The sequence below is a fragment of the Spirosoma terrae genome (genome assembly GCF_010435915.1).
Lineage (GTDB): Bacteria > Bacteroidota > Bacteroidia > Cytophagales > Spirosomataceae > Spirosoma > Spirosoma terrae.
The window spans coordinates 55345-82101 of the sequence record NZ_JAAFZH010000008.1 but is presented as its reverse complement, the minus strand read 5'-3'; the positions used below and the strand labels follow the sequence as shown (position 1 = coordinate 82101).

The 26757-nt window shown below is 46.7% G+C and carries 13 protein-coding genes; 10 read left to right on the top strand and 3 right to left on the bottom strand.

What is annotated here, in order from left to right; genetic code table 11:
- Window positions 1-27: 27 nt before the first annotated feature.
- The 3 genes from GK108_RS17890 to GK108_RS17880 form a co-directional block, all read right to left on the bottom strand.
- Complete coding sequence (locus GK108_RS17890; RefSeq protein WP_163951560.1) at window positions 28-4713, bottom strand: ATP-binding protein; 4686 nt, start codon at window positions 4711-4713, stop codon at window positions 28-30.
- Between the two features lie 424 nt (window positions 4714-5137).
- On the bottom strand, window positions 5138-7540 hold the full coding sequence (gene tamL / locus GK108_RS17885; protein ID WP_163951558.1) for a translocation and assembly module lipoprotein TamL: 2403 nt from the start codon (window positions 7538-7540) through the stop codon (window positions 5138-5140).
- Between the two features lie 6 nt (window positions 7541-7546).
- A complete protein-coding gene (locus GK108_RS17880; RefSeq protein WP_212592829.1) occupies window positions 7547-12640 on the bottom strand; it encodes a translocation/assembly module TamB domain-containing protein in 5094 nt (1697 codons plus the stop codon).
- A 458-nt stretch (window positions 12641-13098) separates the two neighbouring features.
- On the opposite strand from GK108_RS17880, the gene GK108_RS17875 reads away from it, so the two are divergent.
- The 10 genes from GK108_RS17875 (at window position 13099) to GK108_RS17830 (ending at window position 26745) form a co-directional block, all read left to right on the top strand.
- Entirely contained in the window at window positions 13099-14235 is a 1137-nt protein-coding gene (locus GK108_RS17875) for an outer membrane protein assembly factor BamB family protein (protein WP_163951556.1), read from the top strand.
- 13 nt (window positions 14236-14248) lie between these two features.
- On the top strand, window positions 14249-15031 hold the full coding sequence (locus GK108_RS17870; RefSeq protein ID WP_163951554.1) for a hypothetical protein: 783 nt from the start codon (window positions 14249-14251) through the stop codon (window positions 15029-15031).
- 41 nt (window positions 15032-15072) lie between these two features.
- The gene (locus GK108_RS17865) at window positions 15073-16233 is read left to right on the top strand and encodes a caspase family protein (protein ID WP_163951552.1); all 1161 of its coding nucleotides are present in this window, start codon (window positions 15073-15075) and stop codon (window positions 16231-16233) included.
- A gap of 55 nt (window positions 16234-16288) precedes the next feature.
- Window positions 16289-18484: a kelch repeat-containing protein gene (locus tag GK108_RS17860; RefSeq protein WP_163951549.1), complete on the top strand. Its 2196-nt coding sequence runs from the start codon at window positions 16289-16291 to the stop codon at window positions 18482-18484.
- 31 nt (window positions 18485-18515) lie between these two features.
- Window positions 18516-19304: a hypothetical protein gene (locus tag GK108_RS17855; protein ID WP_163951546.1), complete on the top strand. Its 789-nt coding sequence runs from the start codon at window positions 18516-18518 to the stop codon at window positions 19302-19304.
- Between the two features lie 11 nt (window positions 19305-19315).
- The gene (locus GK108_RS17850; protein WP_246224960.1) at window positions 19316-19840 is read left to right on the top strand and encodes an OmpA family protein; all 525 of its coding nucleotides are present in this window, start codon (window positions 19316-19318) and stop codon (window positions 19838-19840) included.
- Between the two features lie 42 nt (window positions 19841-19882).
- Entirely contained in the window at window positions 19883-21028 is a 1146-nt protein-coding gene (locus GK108_RS17845) for a caspase family protein (protein ID WP_163951541.1), read from the top strand.
- A gap of 71 nt (window positions 21029-21099) precedes the next feature.
- Complete coding sequence (locus tag GK108_RS17840; protein ID WP_163951539.1) at window positions 21100-23145, top strand: outer membrane protein assembly factor BamB family protein; 2046 nt, start codon at window positions 21100-21102, stop codon at window positions 23143-23145.
- Window positions 23146-23205: 60 nt separating this feature from the next.
- Window positions 23206-23988 carry a caspase family protein gene (locus GK108_RS17835; protein WP_163951537.1) on the top strand — a complete coding sequence of 261 codons (783 nt, stop codon included), beginning with the start codon at window positions 23206-23208 and terminating at the stop codon, window positions 23986-23988.
- Window positions 23989-24204: 216 nt separating this feature from the next.
- On the top strand, window positions 24205-26745 hold the full coding sequence (locus GK108_RS17830) for an ATP-dependent Clp protease ATP-binding subunit (RefSeq protein ID WP_163951535.1): 2541 nt from the start codon (window positions 24205-24207) through the stop codon (window positions 26743-26745).
- Window positions 26746-26757: the final 12 nt, after the last annotated feature.

Genomic DNA, 26757 nt, shown 5'->3' with positions numbered 1-26757 from the left:
ATCTATAATATAATCGGTAAAGCACAATCAATGCTCTACGGGGTACTTTCGTATGTGTTCATCTCCAATATATGTACTGTATTTGTACATATTTGCCTCTTCAAGCTCTTTTTTCAGCATTACTATATTACGACGAATTGCGCCTGAATTAATACGTAATCGCTCGATAGAAGCACCGAAGTGGTAAAGATTGTCATTATAATCATCTTCCAGATAAATCATATTATTGATCTGTTGTCTATAAGGGTATCCTTCTTTATGAAGCTGTATGGCCTGGTAATAATATTGAATAGCGACCTGATAGGAAGTGAGACTATCAAGCGTGGTTGTTAATTGAGGCCCGACCAAGTTTTCCAACGTAGCATCAATATCGATCCCCAACTGGTAACGATTATTCAGAATTCGGCACAAATGCAGGCTTTTGACCCAAGTACCCAGATAGTGATGAACACGTCCTAAAAAGGAATAGCTTAAAATATAATTAATACCATAAGTATTAATTATACGATCGATCTGGCATAAATTAAATATAGAATTGACAACTAATTCGCTATATTCTTTTACCCAAGCCGATAATTTATCAGGAGGAGTATAATCATCTTTAGGATAGTTGTATACGAGATCAAGTTGTTTTAGAATATCTTTAAATCCTCGCTCGTCAGCTTTCAATCTGTCATCTGACTTTTGCCAGTCGCAACGAACAATATCATATAACTTACAAGCGTGAAAATAATGTTCCTCCCAATTTTTTTCGCCTTTTGCAATGGAAAAAATAGGAATTTTATTTATTTGCTGCCCCGGTTTAGCTTCATAAGCATCTTGAATAATTGAACTTAATTTGTCTTCAATATATGTTTTCTTCAATTTATAGTTTATCGTTGTATGGAGTTGATGTTCCATGATCCGAATAATGTGATGTACAATACTCACATAGGGCGATAATAACTTATGCTCAGGAAATTGTCGGAAGCTATCCCAAAGTGAGGCTTTTGTCAAGTAAGGAGCATATTTCATACGTAATAAAGCATAGGCCAGCACTGTTTCTTTTGTATCGGGGTTGTTCGAAAGATTACCATATAGTTCGCTTGATACGTTATGAGGTGTACGTAGCGTATCAATTCCAAAATATCTTTTATTCTTCGATAATTGGGGCCGGTCCGACGAATGACTCATCCAGCTCGATAATTCCAGAATTCGTTTCAGCAAATTCTCTTCCAGACAAGATAAGGCAGCAAAGACAGTAATACTCTGGTTGGGAGGAGTTAGATTAATCGATCGTAAAAGAAAAAGAATTTTTCGCAGCTGAAAAGCTGCATTAGCCGTTTCAGAGGCATTCTGATAAAAAAGACTAGCCAAGTAATATATATGAACAATTAGACGAGGATGAACCCGGCCCTTTAGATCATGGGACGCTTCCTTTTTAAAATACTCAGCCAACAGTTTAGTTCTGGCATCACTTTCCTTAGGAGCCTCTTTAGTATTTTTATAAAAATACCCCAAGGCTTCAGTAACATCAACACAGTTTTCCTGCTTAGTTGACTGCTGCGATTGAACTCGGGTAACAACGGTTGGCAATAAAAAGTCTCCTAGTTTAGCTAAAGCTTGACCAATACTCACTAACCGACGCACGTGTTGCAAGCTTCGATAGGTCGCTTCCTCACGTGTGTTATCAACATAAATCAATATAGTACAGGCTTGAAAACACCCTATTAGATCATTGCCTTCATAGCCTAAAAGTGCTTGTAAAGTTCGTTTATAATAAACATAGGTGGTAAACGACAATCGAGCATCCTCGTGGATATGCTTCATATCACCTATACTTTGTATTTCTTTTTCAGAAGCTATAATAAACTCCTCTTCAATAGTATCGGGGAAGCAGGTTAACATTTTTTCCTGAGCTGACTTTTTTCCTAAATGGAATAACGATCGCCTTGATTTTACACGGGCCTCATTTACTTTTTGCGGTAACACCATGTTTTTGTAATAGAGTGCCGTGCCAACATTACTATAGAAAGTAGCCCGTAGAATATCACGATTATCATAGTCCACAGAAAACAGTTCCATTAGCTTTTCAAATCCCTGTACTACATGTCTGATTTTCTGAAACGTAATACCTTCCTGCAATTTTTCCTGTAAGTAGAGAGTTGCCGAATAAGCCTGCATAATCAGCAACAGAAATTCTCTATAAATTACACTATGTTTATCCGCATTTTCAATCAAATACTTTCCGCCCTCTTCAATAACACCCGCATAGTGACCTAAGGAAAATTCATATGCTTTAATTTTTTCGTATGTAAGCCCCAATTTTAACTTCAGACGTATAAAAGTTACAAATGAATTAGCATACTGTAATCGATCATAATACAACATTTGAATAGCATCCTGATAGGAAATAATAGCATCTTCGTATTCTTCATCCTGAAACCGAACATCCCCTAGTAATCGATTCAGGAAAATAATAGACCCAAACGGGTTCTCCGTTTTCAAATCACGCTCTCCCATACTCCGATGAGAATCACGAAGTTGTCGGATTTTAGCAATCAAATGCGCTTTAATAGAAAAATTTTCGTCGAGTGTAAAATTGAAAGCAGCAGCCTCTTCTTCAAAAAGTTTTGAAATAAAAGTGATCTCATTGTGAGTACGGTCATAAAATTTATATTCGAACAACCCAGATTCTGTTCTACGAATATGATTCTGGCCTAGAAATGTGATAAGTTCTTCAAGAAACGGACGTGAAATAGGTGATTTGTTTGTTGAAAGAATTTCAGGAATAAGTTCAAGATTTTGAGCAGAGAAGGCAAACGGGTGAAATTTAATTAAATTATCAATTAAATAAGGTGTTGAAACCAAGGTGCTATCACTGTATCGCTTCATAAATGAGCTATACATTGTCAGAAACGGTTGAAATAAATAAGCTGTAAAGCCAAGTTTATACTGATCAATGTAAGAAAATCGTAAATAGTGTGATGCAACTTTATTTGTTGTAAAAACAATATCTTTTTCAATATTTTGTTTCAATTCGACTATCTCGTACGATACAATATATTCTTCAAGTAATTTAATTATTTTTTTAGGAGATCCATTACTACGGTAAACTAAATACCCTAGAAAATTTTGCAGAACAAATATTGCTTTACGGGCTTCTTGCTCAATCCGCTGTACTTGCTGGGGTTGGCTATCCCGAAAGCCGGGCGTTAAAGATCGTATCAGAAACGCATAGTAATCAGAAAAAAAATCAGAATTATGTCTTTTGTACTGGACAGGTAACAATAATGTTGTCAGGTGCCTTTCAACTAATACACCTATACTGGAAGATCTTGTCTCGTTACCAGACTTATCTTTCAGAAAACTATCAACGTATATAACTTGATGAAAAATACTGCTTATTGATGATTGGCGATCAGAGATATCCGCCAAGGCAGCCTCAAACATTTCGCGGCCAGCAATAAAAATAAATTTAGCATCTGCACCATTAATAAAATATTTGAGCGACCCTAAAATATGTGTGATTACATGCCGACGTTCCCGTAGATCATTCAAATATGTTCGTTTTTCGTTTCCTTCAGAGTCAATAAAAACCGCATGTTCAAAACCAGGATCAACCTTATCAAGCTCATCAAATACAAAAATACATTCAATGTATGGTTTCAGCTCTGAAATAATGCTAATAAGCTCCGCTTCAATTTCTTTTGGGTTAGCAATTGGATAAATCAATACATCTTTTTTAAAAAGCGAAGAGATAGATGCGGAAAACGTTTCACGAAACTGGTCTTCACTAGTCATTTGAGCATTACAACGATTATGTAATACTTTAAGTCTCTCATAAATCTGTTTGATAGTGAAATGACTACGGTGAAATAATAAATTAACCAGTTTAATGCAGACAACAGTAAATATTGTAATAATCACAAAAACTGTAATTGTCTCTTCAATACGTGTTGCTATGAAGATAAATCTTGCCTTATAAAATAAGCCTATAAATAAGATCGAGTAAAAGCCTAGTAAACTAATGATAATCAACCTTCCAGCGGGTTTGTTCTGAAAAATTTTTTCGTGTAACCAGGAAATTGACTTATATACAAACAGGGTAAGCAAGGCCGATAATGAAACGATACCCAACAGGTTTTCTATAATTGTCTTTACTTGGCCGTCGTCTTTAGAGGTAGGTAAACTGTAATTCATCAATAAAAGAATTACAGTAATGAGTGGCCACAGCCATCCAAATACGTTGCTGATGCTAAACCACCGAACAAATTGGTAATCACGCTGTTTGTCAACACTAGCGATCAACTGGTTAACAATATGCTTAAGGATATCAATATCTTTCAGTTCTGATTGAGCTAAACTCAGTCTGATATCAACTATATCTCTATCAGGATTTATTTCTTTATTATGCCACCAGGCTTTTTTTATGGCCTTGTCAAGTCTTCGGTCCGCTTTAGCTTTACTTCTATAGGTTTGTAATGTTTTGTTGACGAAACTAGTTTTACCCATTCCCCGATAACCAGTAACTAAATAAGCCCCTCGACTGCTACCCTTTCGTAAGATATTTACAAATGACTCCAGTATTTCTTCTCTTCCTAAAAACGGAGCATCATGCTCAGGAGATAAGTCACTATTAGAGGAGTGATGTCTATATTGATACCCGCCAGGAATTTCCAGATAGATATTTTTTATAAATGAATTATAGGCGAAAGAGGGCTGATCAATCATAAGTAAAACAGGCAAAGATGTGGACTTGATACAAAGTCCTACTATTCTTTACTTTACTCATCCAATATTCACATAAAACCCTAATAAACAGGCCTCTTATTCCAAATGAGAGATCATCAACCAGACGAGTAAATCAAGCAAAAGCTAAATTTCAGCTCAAATATCGATACATAATTAAATTGACAACGTTGAGATCTGGCGTCGGCGAGACCGCTCACAAAATATCTTACGATCGATACAATCTAGTTTGAGAATCTCTCTGCACGATCAGCCCGAGGGCATCTCCCCCGAAGGGCATAAAATTGTAGCGAAGAACGTCTGGAAGGTACTTGAGCCAGTGTTGAAGTAAGCAACTCAAAAGCCAAGCGGCCACAAAGATCAGCAAATGACTTTGTGGCCGCTTGGCTTTTGAATAGTCAATAAGTTAGAACGGATACCCGACGGCTATATTAAAGACCAGATTCTGTTTTCGCCATTGGGAATCGCGCAGGTTGATCTGGTTAATAACCCATTCACTACCCTCCGTTTTATAGGGTTTTCGTAGCGGAGTAGCCAGGTCAAAGCGAATCAGGAAATAAGATAGGTCCAGGCGCAGACCAAGGCCCGTTCCAATAGCAATCTGCTTGTAGAAATCGGGATTAAATTTAGCCTCAGGCCCAAAGGTTCCTATATCGGAATAGGTCCAGACATTACCGGCGTCCACAAACACTGCTCCTTCCAGATACTTACCAAACTTAGCTCGAATCTCGGTGTTGGCTTCCAGCTTAACATCGCCACCACCATCCTGAAACAACTGAACCTGTTGTAACGTATCGCGTGTAAACAAACCGGGTCCTATGGCGCGGGCTCTAAACGCGCGAATACTATTTGGCCCACCTACAAAATACTGCTTGACAAGTGGTAACGCCATATCTTTAGAATTACCATATGTAGCGCCTAAACCGGCAAAAATACGATTCGCCCAGGTAATGTTTTTCGACATCTTCCGGTATAAACGTACATCAACATCAGCACGAATATACTGAGCGAACGGAACACCGAAAATAATCTTATCGCCACTGTCGTTCCGTCTGTTTATCAACAGATTGGCCAAATTTCCGGAAGGTTCCACATTCACCGTAAGCCGGAACGTAGTTGGCGAGGCTGACCGGGGCGATGAGTTATAGTTGAAGGTATATAAGCTACTAAGAATAATCTGCCTTGACTTTGAAATCAGAATATACTGACTCATGATGAAGGGGTTGTTGATGGCAGAGTCGAGAAACGCCGTACTGATATTGGACGCCCGAATATAAGTGGCATTGAAAGGCTGAAAAACATGTTCAACCTGCTGGTTTTGCCGCCAGGCATATCCAAACGTAGTTTGAAATGAATTAAGATCATACAAACCGCCCCGCCGAATCAGCTGATAACCCAGTGTTATGTTCGTTTTAGGCAATGCCTGACGCTGATCGTATCGGAATCGGACTGGGCTAACTAAACGCGGAAAACTTAGTATAGCATCGGCGCCAAAACGATAGTTTGTTACGCTGTTGTCGCCACCACCAATCTGAAACTCAATACCCGTATTTGCATTGATCGTCAGCAATTCGGCCCGCCGGAAATAGTTCCGGTTACGCCAGCTGAGAATGGCCTGCGTTCCGTTAAAATTATTAGAACGCGAGGTACCATCAATCTCTAATCGTACCGACTTAGTTGGGTATGGCGTTAAATAATAATGTACATCCAACACGGCCGAATCGCCTTGCTGATCGGGTTCAAATCGATTCCGAACAAACTTAAACGCTCCTAAATTGATGAAACGCGACAGGGTTAAATCCTGAGCGCGACTGTTGTAAAGCCGGCCAGGCTGCACTGCCATAATATCTCTGAACAGTTTCGGATTAAATCGCCGGGTGGAGTCAACAATATGAAACTCTTCATCTGACTGATACGCCTTTCGAAGATTCGTATCCTGCCGGGCTGTTGAGAGATTATAGTTCGGATAAATAAAAACATCCCGGATAGAATAAGGCTCTCCAGCCGCGTTAGGCATATCAGGCTTTATTCCAAAATATAGCTTTGTTCGATGAGTCACCGAATCATTATCCGCCAGGATAGCCACATAATCGGGCAGGAAATAGTAGAAACCCCGTTGTTTGACAGCCTGGCTAATGCGTTCACGCTCCAGCTTGATCGTTTCCAGGCGATAAGGATCTCCTTTTTTTAAGATAGTCCGTCGGGCCGACGTCTTTAACGCTTTCCGAACGGGAGTTGAATCAACCAGAAATGCTACCGAATCAACGTAGAACCGGGGCTTTAAATCGACGGAATACACCCCTCGGGCTTTGTAGCCACTTTCTTTTAATTCACCCGTAACGTCTGAACCAAAATATCCTTCATTCTCCAGGGTTGCTTCCCAGTTTGGAATGTTAGACGAAATAGCTTTCGCGCTGGCCAGCACAGGTTCCTCGCCGAATTTACGCCGAAACCAGGATCGAAATCCCTTTTTCTTTTTAGGCTCACCAAACAGATAATAAAGACCCACTTTGTAAGGAAAACCAAAAAGCTGCTTATTAGGTCTTGGGCGGGCTAGTTCGGCCAGCTGTGCTTCCACAGCTTTCTGATCATCGGTTGAAATCGTGGAGTCGGCGTTGATCTTAATATCAGTTCCAGCATAGAGTCGTTCATTCGAAGGCAGGTGCTTGCCAATATTACAACCGTTCAGCAAAATAGCCACCCCAATCAGGAGCAACGTACATACTGCACGACTTGCGCTCCTAACGTTAGCAGTAATTTTCGTTACGTATTGTATCAATCCAATAAGTATCCTGAATAAATGAGTCATAATGTCTTAATTCAGCGTCGGGCCAGGTGACCGGCGTAGAATATCGGCCAGTGTGTTATAATCGACAGTAACGACAAAGCCAACGCCTGTTTCGATAATATAGCCATCCAACACGGCCTGATAGTCGTTGCGACGATACCCCCGCAGCACATAGCGACCATCCCGCGAAAGAGTATAATTGAGTGATACGTTATCGAATACCTCGTTTGGGTTTCGGGTAGCCGCATTAGCCGTATTTTCCAACACAAAATTTCGCCCTACCGACACAGTCAGCCGACCGTTTAAAAAGCTTTTTGATAAGCCAACATTCAAATCAGTCCGGGCCCCATTGGTTGTTCCGCCCGTATTGGCACTACCAGTCTGCGACATCAGGTTAAAATCGACGTCAAATCCTTTTAGCACGCCAGAAGCGAGTCGGCCCAGCTGGTCTGAAATGAGCTTACTAACGCTATTCCGGGCAATACCTTCCGCCTGTGTATTCAACCCACCCGAGTTCGAGCCAGAAAAGAAATCAGATGGATTTTCGGGCAGGAATCGATTGAGAATCAATAAAGCAAATACCTGTTTGTTCATCTGCGACTGATCCTGTCGAAGTGTTTTGAGCTTATTTTCAATAGTAGTCCCGAATTCAGACGATGCCGATGCGCTGTTAGCATCTTCCAGCTCAGGTTGCCGGATATCGAAATCAAGTTTGGGAGAAGCCAGATTGCCACTCATTGTCAGCGCTACGTTAAATGGTAGCTTACGATTAGTGGCCGTAGCCGGAAGCGTTGTCGTTTCATTACCAATCAGGTCAGCTGGCGAGGTCGACACCTGATAAATAGCCGTAATATTGATATCAGCCTTAAGCGGATCGCCCGTAAACTGAATATAGCCTCCCTTCTGAATCTGGAACTGACGTTTTAGTACTTCGTAAGTCATGGAGTATTCCCCCTCCGTTACGTCATAACGCCCCAGCACGGTCAATTGGCCCGACGCATTCATTCCTACGTTTAACCGGGCGTTTCCTCTGGCGCGGAGGAAATCGCCATTCAATTCATCAACCACAATGGTCAGTTCCGATTTTTCGTCGGCTTCCAGATCCAGCGAAATGGTCGCATTGCTCAGTTGCTCGAACTCCAGCCGGGGCGTTGTAGCTACCGTATCAGGTTTAGGCTTATAAAGGTACTTGGCAATCGCGATCGAATCTTTATGATTGATGAACGTAACGATCTCGTTAGAACGGGCAACACTGGAGGCATCGTCGGGCAACACAATGGCTACTTTGCTGTCATCTTCCAGCCGAACTGTTCCATTGATAGACGGGCTTGAGCCTGTTCCTTTGATCCGTAAATCCGCACTGATAGCGGCCTGTCCATACGCATAGTCATTGTCTTTCCGGGCCGCATTCAACACCTGGAACTTATTCGCCTGAACGCGCAGATTATACGCTACGTCTGGCAGGTTTTTCAGCACGACCGTTCCATTGGTGGTTAACGTCCGACCTAACGTATCACGCACGTTAAAATCCTTCAGCGTAATGGTTTGCTCCGCGAAAGTCAGTTTCTCCTGATCGATCCGGTACGTAGCATTCAGTTGTTTGATATTGAAGGCAACAGAATCGAAGGCGACACTCCCATTCATTCTGGGATTATCCGTGGCCCCTGCTACGCTGAATTCGCCGGTTAGTTTTCCTTTAGCCTGCCGGAGTTCACCAAAACTGAATGCTTCAATCGTTCGGGCATCCAGCCGTTTGAGATTAATGGCCAGATCAAGCGCTTCCTTCGCACTAGACGGGTCGTAAAACCCGGTAATGGTTGCGTCGTTATAAGGACCTGACAGCGCCGTATTGACATTAATCCGATCGTCTGAATCATTCCGGAAGCGGGCAACCAGGTTGCCAATAGGTTGCTGCATTACTTCCAGACTGTCGACATATACGGACCCAATAAACGATAGTTTGCTATCCTCGCCCATATAGTCGCGCACAATCACGGTTCCGTTCAGCTGGCCGCTGGCTAACGTAGTATCCTGATTGGCTAATCGGGCCAGATTGGCCACTTCCAGCGCGCGGGCTGTAACCCGAATGGGAGCATTGCCGTACTGTTCGGTACTGCTTATTTCGAGCGACTGATCATTCTGTTCAATATGAAGCTGATTAATCATAACCCCCTCCTTACCGTATTGGGCAAAGCCGCTCGTATCGGTTTCCCAGCGCTGATAATTGGTCAGTAATCCATTACGGGCAAACTGAAACCGATAGCTGGAATCAATCACACTCAACGTCCCGGCAATACCATGCAACGGCTGATTAATTGAATCTTTATTGACTACCGAGAATCGAAGCTGGTTATTGGCTGCCGTACCGGTCAGATCGGTTTCCCGAATATTCAGACCGTCGTATAAAATCCCGTCGATACGGCCGTTCAGTAGCAGCTGATTACCAACCCCACGTAGTGCTACAGTACTGCCCTTTAGCGTAGTCGTATCATATACAATTACACCTGTACGTAGCGTAGCTGACAGCGTTGTATCGCGGGATGACCCATCGGCCTGGCTGGCCAGGTAGGCATCCAGCCGAACAGTATCCATGCGAGTCAAAGCCGGAACAAACGCCTGGAATATCGGATTCTGGTAGGCTTTCAGGTTAAGCGTAAACGCATGAGGGGGCGGAATAGCCTTGTATTTTAGATCGGGCAGGGCAATGTACTTACTCACTTCGCCCGCCACAATATCATACAACTGAGCATACTCGAACTGGCCGTTGAGCCTCAATCGGGCACCCGGTACCAGCGCCAATACGTTCTTTTCATTACCGTTGGCAGCCAGTCGGGCATACAATGAATCAACCGGGTAGTCTTTGCCCTGCAGCGTTACCACGGCATCGTTGACGGAAACCGTACCGACTGGCTTTACTGGATCAGTTGAGACCATATCCATCACAATACGTCCTTTCAACGATAGGGGATCGTTATAGAGTTTGAGTGCCTGAAGATTCAATTCATTGATGACTGTCTCTCCCGTCACACTGGGGAAGTCGCCTTTCAGCCCAACTTTAGCGTCCAGTTTTACATTCGCATTCGGATCCTTCAAGGCTCCGACAATGTCCACAATTCCGTTCGAAAGCGTACCCGTTGCATCCAGGTTTTGATATGTGTACCCATTCAACTGTGCCGACTGCACATCAAGCCCAAATTTTGTTGATAACGTATTGACATCGATTCCTTTGCCATCAACAGTGGCTCGCCCGGTTATTTTACCGACTGTTCCTTCCTGTTTGAGCCATTTCCCGGCGTCGAATTCATTCAGGTTTAGTGTACCCTTATACGTTTGATTTTTCCCCGTTACAAAACCGGCTAGCTGCCCATCGAACGCTGCCGTACCCCATGCCGTGTTGAGCTTGGCATCCAGAATTAAGTTATTGAGCTGACCAGCAATTTTTCCGGTCAATTGAAGACCGGGCGGCAAGGCTATCGACGATGGTATCGAGCCTTTCGGAGCTAATTTATTAATATCGGCCAGGCTTGTGGTTGCCTCTTTAATGGTCAGATCGACTCCAAGCCGTTCAGGATCTGTTACGTTCGACAAACGCCCGCTGGCCGCAATCCGCGTTCCCGAAAGCATATCAAATTCGAGCTGTGGAATAGTTAAGGCGGCTAACGTACCAACGGCTTGCGCATTTGCTTTAAACACGCCCCCGCGATTTCCGGCAAACGGTGGCGTATCGGCCAGGAAGGGAGCCAGTTGCAGTACGTCATCGACCGATAAACGACTTTGTCGCAGATTGACGCGAACGCCCACTCGTTTCGCAAAACGCGGATCACTTAATTGCCCTAATGAATCATACCGCAACACAACCTGATCACGAATCAACGAAGTTGGCGTCTGGATAAAAAGCCGGGTGAGTGTGGTCGTCGTATCGGTATAGAGCACATCGCCATTCAGGCTTTGCAGAACAAAACCAGACGAAGCCCGAAACCGTCCGTTTCTAAGTTGTCCGCTAATCCGTTGCCCACGTTTACCCAGATCCTCATATACCAGAAACTTCCCATCAATGCCCAAGCTCTGTAAATCGAGATGGCCGTAATCCAGCCCTTGTTTTTGACGAGGAGCCGTTTCGTCGTCGAAACGAATCCGGTTATTGGCAAACCGAACATTGGTCAGTTTGGCCTGCCAGCCCGGCGCTCCCGACGACGTAGTGGAAGCTGGTGACGTAGTAGAGGACTTTTTAGTAGGTTTGGTCAGAATAGCGGTAATGTCGCCATCGCCCAGATCCAGTGATCGGATTCCTATTTTTTCACCATCAAGGTAGAAATAATCTGACTCCATCGCCATTTTTCCTACGTTACCCTGCGTTTTAAAATCGGCCGTTTCGACATTAACATCCCATTTGGCGCGTGTAATCTGCCATTTACCTAACGCCAGATTAAGCGTATCGGACGGATCGCCCGGCGGACTGGGCGGAGTTGGCAAGCCCTCGTATAAGCGAACCTTAGCGTTCAGGCCATCAACTGTTACGTCCGACAGATGATATTTCGACGTAGTGACATCGGTATCGCTGAAATTAGCCCGCAACGCTTCTATATACGTATTTACATCCGCTCCTGTTACGTCGTCGCGGTATTTGAGCCGAACATCTTTTAACGTAATACCTTTCAGGTTGATGGCCATTGGCGTCGAAACCGTATCGGCGGGTTCCGGCTCCGACGACCCTGTATCAAAGGCGTTGAGAATGTACTGGAAGTTGAAGGTCGTATCGGGCAGTGTCCGCCGAATATCCAGTCGAACCCGCTCCAGCTCAATCTGATTGATAGCTACCCGGTTATTCAACAAGCCCCACATATCGAGGTCAACCCGCATACGACCACCGTCCAGTAACGTATCGCCCTGGGGTGTTTTGAAATAAACATCTTCCAGTTCGAGCCAGTCGGGTATAGAGTAGCCTATTCGGCCGATTCGAAAGGGCGATTGCAGTTTTTGTGCGAGATATGAATTGACCTGCTTTGTCACAAATTGCTGCCCCCAGGGCGTGGTGGCAACGAGCACAACAAACCCGGCCAACAGCAAGATGAGGGCAAGCAAACCAAGTAGAACACGAACAATGGTTTTCGACACAGACATTCGTCGTGGTTATTGAGTTTCTGACCAGAAGGCAGCCGATTAGCGTGTCACAATTGGTGACAACGCTATGCCTTCATAACGCGTACAGCGTAAATATGTTAGCTAAATAGCGTCAAACCTACCGAATATACGCCAAAAATCCCCCTTTTGTGGGATTGAATCCTATTGTACGCGCAATCACCTTTGTGTCGTCAAGCAAATCCCAAGCCAACGTACTAGTAGGTTTCAGGTAATGATGAATCGGCGTTTCCTCAACCGGGCAAAGTTTCGACTAACAATTATCGATCGTCAATTCGACCGATTACTCAAACAGATCAACCGAACACTCAAACCCGTAGCACCTTAAGACGAAATGCTCCCGTATTCGCTTTATCTTAAACCTTTTTCGAACGCATTCACAATGAATACATTACGCTTTACCTACTATCGTACTAAAGACGCTTAAACGACAGACATCAATGATACGTACCTTACTCTATACGTCTATTTTGATTGTTCTGTTGCTATCGGGATGCTCAAAATGGAATCTGGACGATAAAATTATTCAACCAACTGAACCGGGTGGTTCAACCCCAAGCTCACTAGTTATTTTCGGCAGTAAAGACAAGAAAGTGTATGCGTTGAATGCGGCCACAGGAGCCAAATACTGGGAGTTTATCACCAACGGCGGTACGATTAACACGAGCGCAGCCTTTGCCAGCGGCACTGTCTTCGTAGCGGGTTTCGATTCGTACATCTACGCCATTGACGCAGCATCAGGAGCCCGAAGATGGTCTAAACTGGCAGCGGGCGATAAATTTGAGAGCAGCCCAGTTGTTGCCGACGGGGTTCTTTACCTGGGTAATGACGACAAGCGTTTTTTTGCCTTGGATGCTGCCACAGGTAACGAGAAATGGCGCTTTACGGCAGGAGGAAAAATTATTCCCAGCCCTGCCCTCGCCAATGGGTTGCTTTATTTCGGCTGCGACGATGGTAAAGTGTATGCCCTCCGAACAGACGGCACTCAAGCCTGGACGTTTCCTACTGGCGGTTACATTCTGTCGAGCCCTACTGTTTCTGGCGGCACCGTGTATATAGGCAGTAGCGACCGAAAACTGTATGCTATAGAAGCCAGCACCGGTAAACAAAAATGGGTTGCTACGCTGGCCGACAAAGTCAACTCCTGCCCTATTGTCGTGGGAACCACCGTTTACGTTGGCTGCGATGATGGTAAGCTCTACGCAGTAAGCGCTTCGGCGGGTACTATTTTATGGACGACCATTAAAACCGGCAGTTTTATGGGTGGAAGCCCAACCCATAGCAACGGCGTAATTTTTGTCGGTAGTGGCGACAACAAAGTGTATGCTTTCGACGCAAACAGCGGTACAAAAAAATGGGAATTCGCCACCAATAACGAAGTGTACGCTAGTCCAGCCGTATCGAACGGGCTGGTTTATATCGGCAGCAACGACGGCAAAATGTACTGTCTGGATGCGGCCACTGGCACCAAGAAGTGGGAATTTGCTACGGGCGACCAGGTTTATGCGACCCCGCTAATTTTAGTCAATGGAGCCGTTAACGGCGATTATCCGTCCATTAGCCCCATCCTAAACTAACCCTTCCTGCACCATGAAATCGTTTTCTAAACTTCTCTTTCTGCTGTCGATCAGTCTAACGAGCCAGTTAGGTTGGGCACAGACATCCGCAACGAATGTTCGGCTGCGCACCGACATAAACGTTAAAAAAGTAATTATCGAATATGAGTTATCGCAAATGCTCCCTGACGATTCCATTTATATTGAACTGGAAACGGCATCAGGACGTATCATTCGGCCCGTCAGCGTCAACGGCGATGTAGGAACGGCTATTAAACCCGGCAAGAACAAGCTCATTGCCTGGGATGTTGTCCGCGACAACGTTCGACTGAATGAAGATGTAAAAGTGCTGTTACGGGTGGGTCGGGTTGTTACGGTAACCAGCCCGGCAACGGTGGCAGCAACACCCGTTAAAAGCAATCCAGAGCCTACCCCACCCCGCCCCACCGCCGACCGTATTGCCGAACCAGGTAGTGTTGTTCGGAAGAAGTCGCCAATTCCTATTATTGGATGGGTCGCTACAGCCGGACTGGCCGGTTACGCAACAGTACTGGCACTCGGTATCAATAAAGATGTTGACGAGTACAACAGCAAGCCATACGCCGAGAATGCCGCTGACCTGCAACGCTTTAACGACATCAAAGACAAGGTTAACCGCAATAAGGGCACCTTTACTATTGTTGCTGGGGCGGCTGCTGCCGTGGCCATAGCCAATGTAATTTATATGGTTGTTGCCAAGCCTAAGCCTAGTCGCACCTCACTACTCATCCAATCCGGAAATCAAACAACCAGTGTTGGTATAAGCCATCGATTCTAATGCTGATCTCCCTTAATCAACCAGTATTTATGTCTCTTGCCATGAAAACGATTCTTTTATCCATATTGGGTTGGTGTATGGCTACTTCCTTGCTGGCACAGCCTGGCTCATCGGATCGAAAACCGGTTGCTACGTTTGAAAGCACTCCTACCCGCCTGAACACAATGACTTTGTTTCCGTCGGTACCCACACCGGCCGTAGCGTCACGTATTGACTGGACAAGCCAGATGGAGGCTGACCAAACCGTTTCGGCACCAACGTTCATTGCCAAAGCCTGCATAACCGCACCCAAACCCATTGCCCGGTATAGTCTGTCATTAAACAACCAGATACAAACGCTGACCCGCGACCTTAAAGTGGAACGCGACAAGGATTGCCAGAACGTTTTTAGTCAGAGTGTGCAGTTAAAAGAAGGAGGTAATACGTTACGTCTCATTGCCTACATGACCGGTGGTGGCGAAGTAACCTCAACGCTTACGGTAACCTACAAGAAGCCGCCGGTATTGGTTCTCGAAAAACGCCTGGCGCTGGTGATCGGTAATGCAGACTATCCGGGGGCCAATAAACTGTCTAATCCTGTTAATGATGCCACTGACATAGCGACTGCATTGAAGCAGTTAGGCTTTGATGTTCTTCAGTTTACGAATCTCGACAATAAGGGAATGCGGCAGGCCATCAACACGTTTGGCGAAAAACTACGGGATTATCAGGTGGGTCTTTTTTACTACGCTGGTCATGGCCTTCAGAGCCAAGGAAATAACTACCTGGTTCCGATTGATGCAGAACCGCTAAGCCCCAACGAGATTGAGTACGAATGCCTGGATGCGCAGCGTGTTCTAACCAAAATGGAAGACGCCCGTACCCGAACGAATATTGTTGTGCTGGATGCCTGCCGGAACAATTCGCTCGATAGAAGCTGGAAAAGCCGGGGTGGTAGCGACAACAATGGGTTGGCCAGTATGAATGCACCGACAGGTTCTGTGATAGCCTACGCCACCGGCCCTGGCAAAACGGCGGCCGATGGAACAGGACGTAATGGGCTTTATACGGGCGCTTTGCTCAAAGCGCTGCAAACGCCCAATCAAACCATTACGCAGCTTTTTCAGCAAGTTAGAGCCGAAGTACTTAAGCAATCCAACAATAAACAGACGCCCTGGGAATCTACGTCGCTGACCGGAGATTTTTATTTCCAGCGGAAGTAGCAGCGCTCGCTATCTACCAATTGCATTTGCCAACTTTTTAGACCTCTTCTTTTCCATGCCTGCTCTTCTACGTAAATTACTGCTGTTGCTGGCAGTCAGTATAACGTTAGCCAACTGCGCTAAGTGGAAGCTGGAGCCGTATGATCTGATCCCCCAGGTCAAAACAGGATCACCCAGCTCTCCGGCCACCACTTCGGTCCAGGTTGAATGCAGCATTACCACCCTGGGACCCAACGCCCTCACCGAGTTCGGCATCGTCGTCTCCTCAACCAACCAGCTACCCACCATCTCCGATACCAAAGTGCCAGCCGCCGGCGCCAACTCAACAGCACAGGTCATGCTCAATGGCCTCCAACCCAACACCACCTATTACTACAGAACATACGCCATCAATGACAAGGGACTCATCGGTTACGGCGAAATCCAGTCCTTTAAAACCGCTACCGTCATCGCCGATGTCAGAACCCTGGAACTGGTGGGAAGCCCAACCCCCACCTCCTTCCAGACTCAAGTGCAGGTGGCCAATGCCAGCGCCGTCACCCTCAAAGAATTCGGCATTGTCTACTCCACCACCAATCAGCAACCCACCACCAGTGACCCCAAAGCCACCGCTAGCGGTAATGGAGCCACCACCACCGTCACCATCAGCAACTTACAGCCCAACACCACCTATTATTATCGGGCCTACGCCATCAGCGATGCCGGGACGGTGAGCTATGGAGAAACCAAACAGATCAAGACCGGCGAGCCAGCCGCTGTGGCCGAAACCCTCGACCTCGTAGGCACCGCCAGCACCACAGCTGTGCAGGTAGGGGTTCAGGTCAGCAATGCCAGTGCCATCACCTTAAAAGAGTATGGGGTGGTCTATTCTCCCAGCAGTCAAACGCCCACCACGGGGGACAGCAAGGTGGTAGCCTCGGGGGTATCGGGGGCTTCGGTATCGCTGACGATCAGCAACCTGCAGCCCAACACCACGTATTACTACCGAGCCTATGCCATCAATGGGGCTGGTACTGTTACCTTTGGAGCCGTTAAGACGTTCCAGACAGCCACGCCAGCCGTAGCCCAAAAACCGGACATTGAAACAGTAGACGCAGTAGACATAACCAGCTCGAAGGCCAATCTGGTTATGCGCATTAAAACCGCGCCAACTGCTTTAGACAAGTATGGCATCTGCTTCTCGAAAACCAATCCAGATCCTCAGCCCAACAGCCAAAACTCGGTAATGCCTAACCGAGACGCTGCCTACAATTTGAATGCGTTGTATGCGTTCGGTACAGACGTGTATTCGCTTCCGCTCGAACCCAACACAACGTACTACTATCGTGGGTACGCCACAACAATTCTAGTAAATGGCAAAGCAGAAACCGGCCTTGGGGAAGTGAAAAAATTCACGACCGGGGCTGCTACGTCTACCTGGCGTCAACTCGCCAACTTTCCCGGAGCAGCCCGCGCCGATGTACCCTCTTTTTCTATTGGCAACAAAGCGTATTTGATTGGCGGAAATACACAATCTGGGCCCACCAACGAAGTCTGGGAATTTGATGCGACCAATAACCGATGGACTCAGAAAAACAACCTACCACGTTCAGGTTCATACGGCGTTGGGTTTTCGTACAATGGTACCGGATACATTGTGGGGCTGGCCGATGGTAATCAGAATGTTAATGCAGAAATTTTGATTTATAACCCTTCCACCGATCAGTGGACGACGAAAGCGGACAATAATATGAAGCGTTTTCTAGCCAACGCCACTGTCCTCGGCAACAAAGCCTACATAGCTGTTGGCAGAGATCAGACATCGATTGTTGAATACACAATAACAACAGGAACTAGCCGAGTCATTGAGGCCAGTAGCCTAGCTGGTTTAGCCTATCCGATTATGTTCCCCAATGGCGATAGATGCTACATCGGTGGAGGAATAAAACTTAGTAGCAACGAATTCCCGGTTCGCGCTTATGAGATAAGTCCCAGTGATGGTTATAAATTATCCAGTAAGCCCGATATGCCGCAACGGCTTATGCAAGGGGCAGTTGTCGCCAGCAGCCGAGTATTTGCGATTGGAAGCGAAGACAGTCGATTGTTCGAGTTTAAGAATGATCAATGGACCCTTCTGTCGTTATCTTCCACTCCGTCCATTAAAGGCGGCAGAACATTCTTCAACATAGGAAACACCGTTTACTACTGCTTCGGCTATACATTCAACAGGCCCACCGACCGTAACACTGAAGTCTGGTCTATAACATTCTAGTTACAGCACATAATCAAGCTACTGACCTACTATGACAACACCTCTAACCCTCTATAAACTACTTATAACGGCTTGTTTAATCAGCTTTCTGAGTGGGCTATCAGCCTATGCTCAGCAGGCTCCGTCCGAAGCAACCAACATTCGGATCGGTGTCGATGAGAAAACAAAACGAATCGCTATTCAGTACGATTTACCCCGATCTAATCCTAACGATTCGTTGTACGTGGAGATAGAAACCAGCTCCGGTAAAAAATTTCGTCCGGCTTCGGTTAGCGGGAATGTAGGGCGAGCCATTTCATCCGGTCCTAATAAAATAATCTACTGGGATGTTGTCCGCGATAATGTACAACTGAATGACGAAGACGTAGAAGTGCTGATACGTATCGTGCGAACCGTACCCATACGTAGACCACCCGTTGCCACTCGCCCTACTCCGCCTAAACCCGCCCCGGTTGTCGTACAGAAAAAATCGCCATTACCGGTCATTGGCTGGATTGCAACGGGTGGCCTGGCGGCCTATTCATTTGTGCTGGCATCGGGCATCAACAAAGATGTGGACGCCTATAAGCAAAACAGTGTGGCTAACACACTACCTGAATGGAACGCTGCTGAAGACAAACGCAAAAGTATCGATAGCCGACGTACGATTTTCACGGTGGTAGCCGGAGCTGCAGCCGTTACGTTGGTTGCCAATGTAGTGTCGCTGGTTGCTCGAAAATCGTCCAGCAATCAACTCACTCGACCGGGCCAGCCACGAACAGCCTGGCAAATCCAACCAGCCAGCCAGTCGGTTGGCGTAGCCCTGGTCCATACGTTTTAATTGCAATGCTTATGAAAGCGACTCTACTTTTGATGGCCTGTTTTGGGGGAATGATTGCGGCTTATGGCCAGGACGGCGGTCCTGCTGTGTCAACGTCACGTAGCGTTCGTCAGAAGATTAGTACGAAAAGTCTTTATACGCCAACAACCGACAACGCAGCAAAGAATAGTACAGCCGTCAGCGCATCGAACAGCAACTTCAAAAAAATGCAGGCTATTCAGTTTGTTCAGAGCCAGGCTGAATTTCTGCCCAGTTCCCAAACAGCCCTGGACGAATTGGTTACTTTTATGCGCGATAAGCCTACTGTAGAAATTGAACTAGGCGGCCATACCGACAACCAGGGCGACTTCGATCAGAACGTAGCGTTATCCAAAAAGCGAGTGGATTTGGTGAAATCGTATCTGGTCAAAAATGGGATCGATGCAAAACGAATTACGACTCGCGGTTTTGGCCCTACCCGTCCTGTTGCCAGCAACCGAACAGAAGAAACACGTAAACTCAACCGACGTGTAGAGATGACGATAACCAAGCAATAAGCCTGCTAAACAACTAGCTACTCATCCGCCCCCCTCTATCTTATGAAAACATATCTACTCATTACAATCGGGTTTCTGCTATCGCTTATTACGTATGCCCAGGAGTCCGAAACCACGATTTCGACGTCTCGCAGTGGTCGACAGAAACTTAATACGCAAGGCCTGTTTACCCCTGAAACGGTAGCTGCACCCCAGATTACGTTTCAGATGGGGAATGGCGAAAGCGATATTGTTCAGACCGACCATATTATCATAAAAGCCTGCATCAAAACCAGCAAGCCCCTGATCCGACTGGAATTATTCGTCAACGATGTTCTTCAGCAGCTCAATCGCGACTTAAAGGTGACTGCGGACCCACAATTAGTATCCTGTGAACATTCGGTAGCTCAGGCCGTGCAGTTACAGGAAGGGAGCAACAAAATTCGTCTGGTAGCCTATAATTCAGGTGGCAACGCGACAAATTCGTTTCTGATCAGGTATGAAAAACCAGCACCCATTGTTCAGGAGAAACGATTAGCCCTGGTCATTGGTAATGCGAACTATCCCTCATCCAATCGGCTGGCCAACCCCGCCAACGACGCAGAGGACATGTCGAAAGCGCTGAAAAATGTTGGCTTTGAAGTCATGCAATTTACCGACTTAGACAACCGGTCGATGCTACGAGCAATCAATGAATTTGGCACCAAGTTAAAAGATTACCAGGTCGGTTTATTTTATTATGCTGGGCATGGTGTTCAGAGCAAAGGCCGTAATTATCTGGTTCCCATCGATGCCAAACCAACGAGTGAAGGAGAAATTGAATACGACTGTTTTTTGGCCGATCGAATACTTACGAAAATGGAAGATGCCCACACACGTACCAATATCGTTGTGCTGGATGCCTGTCGGGACAATCCATTTGAACGTAGCTGGTCCAGAGGTGGCGATGAAAAGGGGCTATCAGCCATGAATGGCCCTAGTGGTACTTATCTGGCTTTTGCTACATCACCAGGTAAAACAGCAGCTGATGGCACGGCTCGCAATGGGCTTTATACTGCCATGCTCCTGAAATATCTCAGTGTACCTGGTCTATCGATCGAAAGTGTATTTAAACAAGTACGTCTGGAGGTAATGAAGCAGAGCAACAACCGGCAAACTCCCTGGGAATTATCGTCACTAATCGGAGATTTTTATTTTATGTCCAAGTAATCCAGTAGAGACAAATCACTACGTCTGTCTTTCGCCAAGTTTACTCCTGCTCTTTAAACTACTATCCGGCCATGCCTATCTTTTTTCGTAACCTGCTACTGTTCCTCGGGATGGCGCTGCTGCTGGCCAACTGCGCCAAGTGGAAGCTGGAGCCGTATGATCTGATCCCACAGGTCAAAACAGGATCACCCAGTGCACCGGCCACCACATCGGTCCAGGTTGAATGCAGCATCACATCCCTGGGACCAAACGCACTCACCGAGTTCGGCATCGTCTTCTCCTCAACCAACCAGCTACCCACCATCTCCGATACCAAAGTGCCAGCCACTGGCGCCAACTCAACAGCACAGGTCATGCTCAATGGCCTTCAACCCAACACCACCTATTACTACAGAACATACGCCATCAACGACAAGGGACTCGTCGGTTACGGCGAAATCCAGTCCTTTAAAACCGCTACCGTCATTGCCGATGTCAGAACCCTGGAACTGGTGGGAAGCCCAACCCCCACCTCCTTCCAGACTCAAGTGCAGGTGGCCAATGCCAGCGCCGTCACCCTCAAAGAATTCGGCATTGTCTACTCCACCACCAATCAGCAGCCCACCACCAGTGACGCCAAAGCCACCGCTAGCGGTAGTGGAGCGACTACCACCGTCACCATCAGTAACTTACAACCCAACACCACCTATTACTATCGGGCCTACGCCATCAGCGATGCCGGGACGGTGAGCTACGGGGAAGCTAAGCAGATCAAGACCGGCGAGCCAGCCGCTGTGGCCGAAACCCTCGACCTAGTAGGCACCGCCAGCGCCACAGCCGTGCAGGTGGGGGTTCAGGTGAGCAATGCCAGTGTGGTTAGCTTAAAAGAGTATGGGGTGGTCTACTCCCCCAGCAGTCAAACGCCCACCACGGGGGACAGCAAGGTGGTAGCCTCGGGGCTATCGGGGGCTTCGGTATCGCTGACGATCAGCAACCTGCAGCCCAACACCACGTATTACTATCGGGCCTATGCCATCAATGGGGCCGGTACTGTTACCTATGGAGCCGTTAAGACGTTCCAAACTACAGCCCTATCCACTGCTTCGCCATTAATGCTCTACGTTGCCAGCACGGATGGGACTCTGTATGCACTGGATCCCAATTCAGGGGCAATAAATTGGAAATTCTCAACGGGAGGTACCCTCAACTCAAATCCTGTTGTGGCAAATGGCAGACTCCTGTTTGGTAGTAACGACGGAAATCTGTATGCCCTCGATCCGGCAAAGGGAACTAAATTATGGAGTTTCCCGGCTGGTGCTTCTTTCGCATCCAGCAGCCCGGTTGTTGATGGCAATACCGTATATATTGGTAATACAAACGGCAATGTGTATGCCATCAACGCAACCACAGGTGCGCAACAGTGGAGCTTCCCCACAAAAGCGCAGATACTTTCTTCTCCCTCTATAGCCAATGGAGTCGTTTACGTCGGGAGTTACGATAATAATGTGTACGCTATTGAGGCTAGTACAGGTAAACAAAAATGGGCTTACACCACAAAAGGCGAAGTACGTTCCAGTCCAACAGTTAGCAATGGCATTGTGTATATCGGCAGTGGCGACAAAGCGATTTATGCCCTTGATGCCCAGACGGGTGCGGTAAAATGGTCTTATTCCACGGGAGGAAAAGTCGATTCAAGCCCAGTTGTTGCCAATGGAGTGCTGTATGTCGGCAGTCGTGATCGTAAGCTGTACGCCTTCGATGCTCAGGCAGGAGGCAACCCCAAATGGACATACACAACGGGCGACGAAATTTATAGCAGCCCGATGGTTACTCCTACGTTCGGCTTAGTCTACGTTGGGAGCGACGATTATAAGGTATACGCCATTGAGAGTAGCTCAGGTACTTTACGATGGTCCTTTACTTCTAAATATTGGATGAGCGCGGGTCCCATTTATGCTAACGGATTAATCTATGCCAGCAGCTACGATGGTCGAGTCTATGCTTTGGAGCCCGCCAGTGGGAGCCAACGTACCAGCTTTTCTTTCCTGAGTAGCTCTGGACTATTTGCGGTACCGGTCATGGCCGTTAATGGCGACGTAACGGGCTTTTATCCCAGCAATAGTGGAGCCAATAAGTAGTGTGAATTATAGGGCAATAGATTCATCAGGAGCCTCAAACTCCTATACACGTTTCATACGATGAAAGCGCAGTCTGTATTTCCCCTTCTACTCAGCTTCGTGTATCTGAGCGTCTTCGCGCAACAGATACCATCTGAAGCAAAAAATAGTCAACAGGGTATCAACAAAAAACGGCTGGCCCTCGTCATTGGCAACAGTAATTATGCACAGGGCGAAAAGTGGCCAACAGCCGTCAATGATGCAAACGACGTAACACAAGCGCTGCAGAAGATCAATTTTGAGGTTCTTCTTTCTACAGACGCCGACAAAGCGACTATGCAAACAGCGATTAACGACTTCATTGGTAAGCTGAAAGACAAGGAGGTCGGGCTAGTCTATTACTCAGGCGGCAGCGCCACAATAGGTAGCGAGCAGTTTCTGATGCCAACAGACGCCCATCCTGCTACAATTGCCGAAACAGAAACATCCTGCCTGCCAGTAAAATCAATAGCAGATGCCATGACGGCCGTAAAAACCAAAATTATTATTCTTGATTCGGACCGCACCAATCCTTTTTCAGAGAGAATAACCTGGCGTTCAGCCGATGGGATACATTCTATGAATGCAGATGTCGGCTTTGTTATGGCGTATGCCACATCGCCAGGTCGCCAGGTCATTCGTACCACAGACCGGAATAGTCTTTATACAAGCGCCTTCACAAAAGCCATTGGCGTACCCAATAAATCAATCGCTCAGGTTTTCAATATAATCAGAGAAGATGTTATGAAGCAATCAAATTATAAACAAATGCCCTGGGAATCAACTTCGTTAACCGGCGATTTCTACTTCCAGCCAACGAACTGAGTAAAGGGTGTTTTCTTACCGTAGCATTCCTACGACTAACCCTGAGAAATCCCTGTACTCCTATCTGCACCAAACTACCAATGACGATCCAAATGATTATGAAGCGATTACAGCCGTTCACTCAACCAGACCGTCATTCACTCAAACCTCCATTTACGGTGAAAAACTAATCTGTAAGTTAACACCACGTTTGGAACTTAACCGACTATCCAGACCATGCTAACCCTTTCTTATACAGAAGAATTACGAAGAGCTATCAGCATTGCCCAGGCCGTTGCGCGAGAGCATCAGCACCTGACTTTCTCACCTGGACATTTGCTCACTGGTCTGCTCCATAACGATGTGGGACTGGCTTCGCAACTGATTGTGTGGGACATCGACGTACCGTATCTACGCGACTGGGCCGACATTCGCGTCGAATCGTACCCAAAATCAGCCCGGACGACCGAAGAACCAACCGGCGATGCGCAGGTCCGTGCGTTGATGGAAGTATCCGACGTAGTACGCATGAAGCTGGGAGAATCCGAGCTAACGCCATTAACTATACTGATCGCGATGTGCAAACCAGACGTAGCCTTCAGTCGCGATCAACTCAAATCCTTTCCATTAACTGAGAACCAGCTTCTGGAAAAGGCTCTGCTGGAAGCGGGTTTGCAACAAGCTATCAACGGTCAGGCTGGCGGCAACAACGGAACAGCCAGTAATGGTCAGGCAAACACCAGTAAAGAAGGCGTTCCCACCGGAAAAACGCTCTTCAAATACTGCACCGACCGAACAGCGGCCGCCCGCGAAGGCAAACTCGACCCCATTGTTGGTCGTGATCGGGAAACCCGGCAAATGATCGAAGTGCTGGGTCGGCGTCTGAAACCAAACGTAATTATAACCGGTGAACCAGGCGTTGGTAAAACAGCGCTGGTAGAGGGACTGGCGCAGCAGATCGTAGCTGGCAACGTACCGCCCCATCTAAAAAAAGCGAACCTGTTTCAGCTCGACATGGGATCGCTGATTGCCGGAGCCTCCTACAAAGGTGAAATAGAAGACCGATTAAAAGGAATTCTGGCCGATTTGAAGCAGTTTGATCGGGCCATCCTCTTTATCGACGAAATTCACATTCTCCTCGATCCTAACGGGGGCGCTACGGGTCTGGTTAATCTACTGAAGCCCGAATTAGCGCGGGGAGAATTAACCCTGATTGGCGCTACCACCAACGACGAATACCGCAAATATCTCGAAAAAGACGAAGCCTTTGCTCGTCGCTTCGAAATACTGGCTGTCGAAGAGCCCGACGAACCAACAGCCGTTCGTATGGTTCAAACGATTCTTCCGCTGTTTGAAACCCATCATCAGATCGGAGTAGCCAGCACTACGGTCGCTGAAGCCGTTCGACTAGCCAAACGCTATCTGAAAGATCGACGACTACCCGACGCAGCCATCGATCTCATCGATCGGACTATGGCAGCCATGAAACTAGCTACCGAAACGACTCAGCCAGAAGTGGAGCGACTACGTAACGAGCTAGCTGAAATACGGCAAAATGTAAGTGAGAGCGACCCGCTAACGTATATGCCTAACGTTAGGTGGTTTGAGCGACAGTTAAAGAATCGATTAAGTCCCGTATTGCTGGGTCAGGTTGAAGAAGAATTGCAAACGGACTCCTTTGAACTTCCCGATGCACTGGCTGATCATCTGGTTACTCTGATGGCGAAAATCGAAACGTTAGGCGCCGATGTTCACGATAAAGTAGAGCCATCGGAAGTAGCCGCCGTTGTAGCGAATCGGACAGGCATTCCGCTTGGAAAAATACAGTCGAAAGAGCGCGATAAGCTATTGGCCCTGGATGAACATCTGAAACAGCGGGTTGTTGGACAGGATCATGCCGTCAAAATTATTGCCGACGCCATTCTGGAAAACCGGTCCGGTTTAAGTCGTGCAGGTCAGCCGATTGGGTCCTTTTTCTTCTCTGGGCCTACTGGAACCGGCAAAACGGAACTGGCTAAGTCGATGGCTGATTTTCTGTTTAACGACGAAAAAACACTGATTCGGTTCGATATGTCGGAGTTTAAAGAAGAGCATTCAGCGGCCTTGCTGTATGGCGCTCCTCCGGGCTACGTTGGCTACGAAAACGGTGGACTATTAGTAACCAAAATTCGTCAGCAGCCTTTTTCGGTGGTTTTATTTGATGAAATCGAAAAAGCGCATCCGTCTGTTTTTGACTTGTTTCTACAAATTCTGGATGAAGGGATGCTCCACGACAGGCTGGGTCGCGAGGGCGATTTTTCGAATGCTATCATCCTCTTCACGTCGAATATTGGGAGTGACTACGTAGTAGAAAAAGCGAGCAAAGGAGAGATTGCAGCCTCGAACGAATTACTGGATATCATGGGTCGTTTTTTCCGACCTGAGTTTCTGGGACGCCTGACCGAAATCATTCCATTTCAGCCGATTTCTGAGGATGCCATTATCAATATTTTCAATATTCAGCTCAAACCCTTACTGACTTTGCTTGACAAACAAGGCATTACGTTAACGATCGACGACGCAGTACGGCGCCAGCTTGCCCTGGAGGGTTACACCCCCAAGTACGGTGCCCGGCCGCTACGTGGTGTCATTCGGAATCGACTTCGGCGCCCCTTATCGCGCATGATCGTATCCGGCGAAATCGGAAAAGGAAGCCATCTGAACCTGACAGCGAATGAAGCAGGAGAACTAACATTTACAGCAATAGATCATTCTGAACAGTTAAAGCAGCCTGCTTAGTCCTCTTAATCA